Source organism: Desulfosporosinus sp. BICA1-9 (assembly GCF_000802135.1).
Window position 1 is genome coordinate 37310 of sequence record NZ_JUEE01000162.1, and the last position, 6515, is coordinate 43824.

Here is a 6515-nt window from a genome sequence, read left to right on the forward strand (position 1 = left end):
AAACATAATCGTACGGAGGGATGACATGAAGATACGTAGCTTTGCCAAAAAGCATAATGTATCCGAATCAACTGTCAGGTATTATATGAAACAGGGATTATTAATGCCTAATAGGAAAAACAAACAATATGACTTCGACGAAGAGTGTTCCAAAAACCTCGAGAATGTAAAATTGCTCAAAGATCTAGATTTTTCGCTTGCAAAAATAAAGAGTATCATTTTATATCAAGTCATAAATGAAAGCTTTAACTTTGGAAATAATGAGTATTTTCTCAAGATGTTTAGAGACAAAAGAGAAATTCTTCTATTGGAGCGGAATAAACTGGATGATAAAATTACTAAATTGTGTACGAAAATTGAAGAATCAAAAACCCACCACTCCCAACAGAACAAAACAGTGGGAGTACCAATAGATTTTCTGGAATATCTTTATTGCCCTACATGTCTGGTTCCTCTGGTGATTATTGAGGGAAAAATAGAGAATGGAGAGATCAACTGGGGGACATTAAGTTGCCCTTGTGGATTCTCGGCCAGAATTGATGATGGAATCTTAATAGTAGATGATCTGGATAAACAGTCAAACCGACCTAACCCCGAAGAGATAAAAATGAGTGTTGCTACTAATAGTGACCTAAATGTTGTCAAGCTTATCTGGGGCACCATAAAATGGTGTTTTAATAGATATGAATCTGTAAAAGTGTCCAGTAAAATTATCCTAAAGCATGATATAGGAATCGGGGTCTTAGACATTAAACTATGTTCTTTATTGCCCGAAGGTTATTATTATATAATGGTGGAAGAGGAGATTGAATTTCTCCGTGATAGTAGAAAAAACATAGAAATGAATGGATCCAAGGCAAAATTGATCTATATGTGCACTAAATTTACCCAGGTGCCTCTTAAAAATAATTCCGTGGATTTGATCATCGATAAAATATGCAGTCCCACTGTGGATCTTACCCAAGAAAAATACGCCATAGAAATCTTACAAGAGAAACTAAAAGTTGGGGGCAGCTATCTAGGTGTTTATTTGTATTTAGCAGGAAATGGGGTACCGAAACTGATGAAGTGCGGTCTTTCCCCTTATTTTAAACTAGATAAGATCAAAAATAGCTTAGCAAACATCTTTACGGAAGTGGATTGCCAGGATTTTGGCTGTGTGGTCTTGAACAATGGAGAAAATGAGTCTTTCTTACAGAAAGGAGATAAGATTGGGCTTTGGAGCTATTTTGGAAAAAAGGCATAAAATAGGTAAACAAAAAACAAAAAACCTGAAGTTAACTTCAGGTTTTTTGTTTTTTGTTTATAATTATCTTAATTTTACTAATTGACTTAAAGCAACCTTCATGATTTAAACTTTATAAAAGGATAGTTAGGATTTTCAATAAGAGAACTGGGGCAATCTGGGTGGCATCTACTGCCGTGAAGTAGGGAACCAGGAGGCTCTCAGGTTTATTAATGTAGGTGCAGCTTCCAATAAAGAGGCGGAAGCTATGGGTTGTGGATAAAAATACAAAGTACTGGGAGATTAATAAATGTTTGATATTATAATTAAGAACGGGATTATTGTAGATGGAACAGGAGAAAAAAGATATAAAGGAAATATAGGGATAAAAGATGGAAAGATTACATTTGTAGGAAGTTGCTGCGAAAATGAAATAAGTGAAGCAAAAGAAATTATTAATGCAGAAGGGCTAATAATTACTCCTGGATTTATTGATTTTCATAGCCATAGTGATTTTGTTCTATTAGTGGAAACAAGAGCAACAAATATGCTGAAACAAGGTATTACAACTGAAGTTACCGGTCATTGCGGCTTATCCCTGATACCATTATCTGATGAGATAGTAAGACAAATGAAACCGTATATTCCAAGTGAAAAATACAATGAGTTGGCTGTAATTTCTCGAAGGCCTCCAGACATTATTAGCAAAATAGAAAAAAGTAATTTAGGAACAAACATTGCATTTCTGGTTGGACATGGGACAATAAGAGCCGAAGTTATGGGATATGAAGATAGAAAGCCGAGCGATAAAGAACTGGAGAAAATGAAAGCTTTAATCAGGGAGGCAATGGAAGCAGGGGCAATAGGCATGTCATCAGGGCTTATTTATCCACCGGGAGTATATGCAAAAGAGGAAGAATTGACAGAATTATGTAAAATAGTCTCTGAGCACGGTGGCATATATACTTCACATATGAGAAGTGAATCCAATTTTGTGATTGATTCCGTAAAGGAAACTATAAGAATAGGCGAAAATGCTAAATTGCCTGTAGTTATTTCTCATCATAAAATCGCAGGAAAACAAAACTGGGGAAAATCAAAAGAAACATTAAAACTGATTGAAGAAGCTAATTTTAAGGGAATTAAGGTCAGATTGGACCAATATCCATATAAAGCAGGAGCTACATCTTTAATGAGTGCACTTCCTCCTAATTATGCAGTTGATGGATTCTCAAAACTGCTTGAAAAGCTTCAAGATAAAAAAATCAGACATGAAATAAAACAATTGCTAATGAGCAATCAAGTCGATTTTGAGAATCTTATTTATGGCTGTGGACTTGACGGCGTTCTTATAGTTGAAGCGCCAACGACGAAAGAATTGTGTGGGAAGACAATAGCTCAACTAGCAAAAGAATTAAATAAAGATCCATACGATACAATATTTGATTTGCTAATTGAAAATGAAGGCAATGTAGGTGCTGTATATTTCATGATGGACTATGAAGATATAGAAAGAATCATGGCATACAAATTTACAATGGGAGGAACTGATGCCATATACATTAACGAGCAATTGCCTGCAGGACATCCAAGATTTACAGGAACATTTACTAAAATACTAAGTGAATATATAAGAGATAAAAAAATAGTTTCGTTAGAAGAAGGAATAAGAAAATTGACTTCAATGCCTGCAGATATAGCAGGATTTAGCACTAAAGGGATAATTAAAGAGGGTTATGATGCAGATTTAGTTATTTTAGATTATGAAAATCTTAAAGCAAATTCAGACTTTATTAATCCATCTGCTCCAAATGAAGGAGTAAAGTATGTTCTGGTAAATGGTAAAATTGCAGTAAAAGATGACACTATAACAGGTATATGTGCTGGAAAAGTAATTAGATAATAGGAAACTAATATTATATGTAATAAAACAAAATAAGGAAGTGGGAAAATATGCATAAGTACATTTTAAAACGTATAATATTACTGATTCCAATAATTTTAGGGGTATCATTCATAGTGTTTTCAATTATGTCTTTTACACCCGGGGATCCAGGAAGGTTAATCTTGGGCCAAACGGCAAAGCAAGAAGCAGTTGATAGCTTAAATAATGAGCTTGGTTACAACAAACCATTCCTTGTAAGATACGTAAACTATGTAGCCAAAGCAGCAACAGGAGATTTCGGGAATTCATACAGGACAGGCAATCCTGTATTTAAAGAAATATTTACCCGATTTCCAACAACAATGACAATAGCACTTTTAGCAGTAATTACAGGAGTAGTGTTGGGTATACCGTTAGGAATTCTATCAGCAGTAAAGCAATATTCAACTGTAGATTTTATAAGCACAGTAGCAGCGATGCTAATGGCATCAATACCTGGATTTTGGCTTGGACTTATGATGATCATATTATTTTCACTGAAGCTAGGATGGCTTCCATCAAACGGAGTAGGAAGTTTTGCACACTTCATAATGCCCACAATAATACTCTCAATACCTTTTGCAGCCCAATTATTAAGAATGACAAGAACAACCATGCTTGAAACAATAAGGCAAGACTATATAAGAACTGCCAGAGCAAAGGGAGCAACTGAAAGAACAGTTATTTGGAAACATGCACTAAAAAATGCATTGTTACCGGTAATAACTGTAGCTGGAATGGAATTAGGAGCCTTGCTGGGAGGAACTGTTGTAGCAGAGGCGGTCTTTTCCATCCCGGGAATAGGGACGCTTATATTGACAGCAATAAGGATGAAGGATATCCCGCAGGTAATGGCGACAGTTATATTTTTAGCATCATTATTCTGCATTATTATGATGTTGGTAGATATACTTTCTTCATTTATTGATCCAAGAATAAGAGCAAGGTATGTTAAATAAATCATATGCTGGGCATAAACTGAAAGCTCACAGCCAACATTAAAGGAGCTAAAATAATGAGTCAAATCGAAAGTAAATACAAGAAAAAAAGTCAAGTAGGAGAAATATGGAGACGATTGAAGAAAAACAGAGCAGCAATGGTAGGATTGGTAATATTAAGTATATTTGCACTATCTGCTATATTTGCAGACGTTTTAGCAAATTACGATAAAATGGTAATAGCTCAAAATGTCAGAGAAAGATTACTGCCGCCAAGCAGTCACCATTTGTTTGGTACGGACGAATACGGAAGAGATGTTTTCGCCAGAATAGTACATGGGGCGCGGGTATCCCTGACAATAGGATTATCAACCGTGAGCATATCAATACTAATAGGAGGCATAATCGGATCAATGGCAGGATTCTACGGCGGAATCATTGACACCATTATAATGAGGATAATGGATACAATGCAGGCTATACCTCCAATATTATTAGCGCTTGCATTAGTATCGGCATTGGGGCCAGGAATGACAAATCTGCTAATTGCAATTACCGTTGCAACTTTTCCGGGATATACCAGAATAATTAGATCAGTAATATTGCCGGTGGTAGGTCAGGAGTTTGTTGAAGCGGCAAGAGCATGTGGTACGGGTGACAGAAGAATTATTTTGCGACATATTTTACCAAATGCAATAGGGCCAATAATTGTACAATCAACAATGGCAGTAGCTCAGCTGATAATAGCTACGGCGGCGTTAAGTTTCATAGGAATGGGAATACAGCCGCCAAAGCCTGAATGGGGAGCAATGCTGGCAGGATCAAGAGAATATATGAGAACTTCGCCTTATCTTGTTATATTCCCAGGATTAGCTATCGTACTCGCTGCACTGTCACTTAATCTGTTGGGCGATGGACTAAGAGACGCTCTTGATCCGAGGCTAAAGAACTAATACGATGAAAGGAGTTAATAAATGAGCGAACAACTCTTGAAAATAGAAGATTTGTGGGTACAATACAAAACAAATGAATGTATTAATAATGCAGTAAACGGGATATCGCTGGTTCTGAACAAAGGTGAAAATATTGGATTGGTTGGAGAAACTGGAGCTGGTAAGACAACAACAGCACTGAGCATATTAAGTCTTTTACCAAAAGGCATTGGAATAATAACAAAAGGAAAAATTGAATTTGAAGGGCAAGACCTATTGAAACTCAAAGAAGAAGATAAGAGAAGTATAAGAGGCAGTAAAATAAGCATGATATTTCAAGACCCTATGACTAGTCTGAATCCTGTCCAAACTGTAGGTGAACAAATAGCAGAAGTATTGTCGTTGCACAATCAAAGCAATGACACGAAAGAACAAATACAAAAAAAAGTAGACGCCTTATTAGAATTAGTGGGGATACCTTCAAAAAGAAAAACAGATTATCCACATCAATTTAGTGGAGGTATGAAACAACGAGTAGTAATAGCAATTGCAATAGCATGCGATCCCAAATTATTGATAGCAGACGAACCGACAACAGCATTAGACGTAACAATACAAGCTCAGGTATTGGAAATGATGAATAAACTGAAGAAAAAGTTAAATACATCAATGATACTTATAACCCATGATTTGGGAATAGTAGCAGAAATGTGCGATAAAGTGGCAATTGTATACTCTGGAGAAATCATTGAATTCGGAACACTGGAAGATATATATGAAGCTGAAAACCATCATCCATATACAATAGGACTATTTGGATCAATTCCAAACCTGTCCAAGGAAGCACACAGACTAAACTCAATTGGAGGATTAATGCCTGATCCTACAAATTTACCTTCGGGATGCAAGTTTCATCCAAGATGTCCAAAATGTATGGATATATGCAAAAAAGAAGAACCAAATGTAATAGATAATAATGGACATAAAATTAAATGCCATCTCTTTTAAGAGAAAAAAGTCAGGAGATGAAAAGGTGACGCAGCCTTTATTACAAACAAAAAACCTTAAAAAGTATTTTAAAACATCGACTGGAAAGTAATTGTCAAATGCTACGCACGTAAGCAAAGAAAAAGCCCAACCCTAAGGTTGGACATGAATTTCTAATTTTTAGTTTTGTAGCAGTTAGCTGGTAGCTCTTTCGACCAAGGAACAAACTTTTCAATCAGTTCCGGAGATTGGTTGAAATCTGTATTCGGCATCTGTTTCAATAAATAGACCAGATATTCATAAACTTTTAGGTCGTTGGCCAATGCAGTTTGTATGATGCTGTAAACCATGGAGCTACCGACTGCACCGCGATCCGTTTTCATTGTAACCCAATTCTTGCGTCCGATTGTAAAAGGACGTATACTTCGTTCGACCAAATTGTTTGTCAGGTCTAGGCGACCGTCTAAAAGGATGTTTTCAAAATACGGCCACTGGTTCAGCGCATAATT

At 36.1% G+C, this 6515-nt stretch carries 6 protein-coding genes; 5 read left to right on the forward strand and 1 reads right to left on the reverse strand.

Annotated elements, in window-relative coordinates; genetic code table 11:
- Nucleotides 1-25 precede the first annotated feature (25 nt).
- The 5 genes from JL57_RS20595 (at nt 26) to JL57_RS20615 (ending at nt 6027) form a co-directional block, all read left to right on the forward strand.
- Complete coding sequence (locus tag JL57_RS20595) at nt 26-1246, forward strand: MerR family transcriptional regulator (RefSeq protein ID WP_034143846.1); 1221 nt, start codon at nt 26-28, stop codon at nt 1244-1246.
- Between the two features lie 289 nt (nt 1247-1535).
- Nucleotides 1536-3128 carry an amidohydrolase family protein gene (locus tag JL57_RS20600; protein ID WP_034143847.1) on the forward strand — a complete coding sequence of 531 codons (1593 nt, stop codon included), beginning with the start codon at nt 1536-1538 and terminating at the stop codon, nt 3126-3128.
- 50 nt (nt 3129-3178) lie between these two features.
- Complete coding sequence (locus JL57_RS20605) at nt 3179-4108, forward strand: ABC transporter permease (protein WP_034143848.1); 930 nt, start codon at nt 3179-3181, stop codon at nt 4106-4108.
- Between the two features lie 56 nt (nt 4109-4164).
- Nucleotides 4165-5040 carry an ABC transporter permease gene (locus tag JL57_RS20610; RefSeq protein WP_034143849.1) on the forward strand — a complete coding sequence of 292 codons (876 nt, stop codon included), beginning with the start codon at nt 4165-4167 and terminating at the stop codon, nt 5038-5040.
- A gap of 21 nt (nt 5041-5061) precedes the next feature.
- Nucleotides 5062-6027 (forward strand): ABC transporter ATP-binding protein, encoded by a 966-nt coding sequence (locus tag JL57_RS20615; protein WP_034143850.1) that lies wholly within the window; start codon nt 5062-5064, stop codon nt 6025-6027.
- A 152-nt stretch (nt 6028-6179) separates the two neighbouring features.
- On the opposite strand, the gene JL57_RS20620 is transcribed toward JL57_RS20615, so the two are convergent.
- The coding region (locus JL57_RS20620) for a transposase (RefSeq protein WP_034143851.1) at nt 6180-6515 on the reverse strand (336 nt) is incomplete at its 5' end.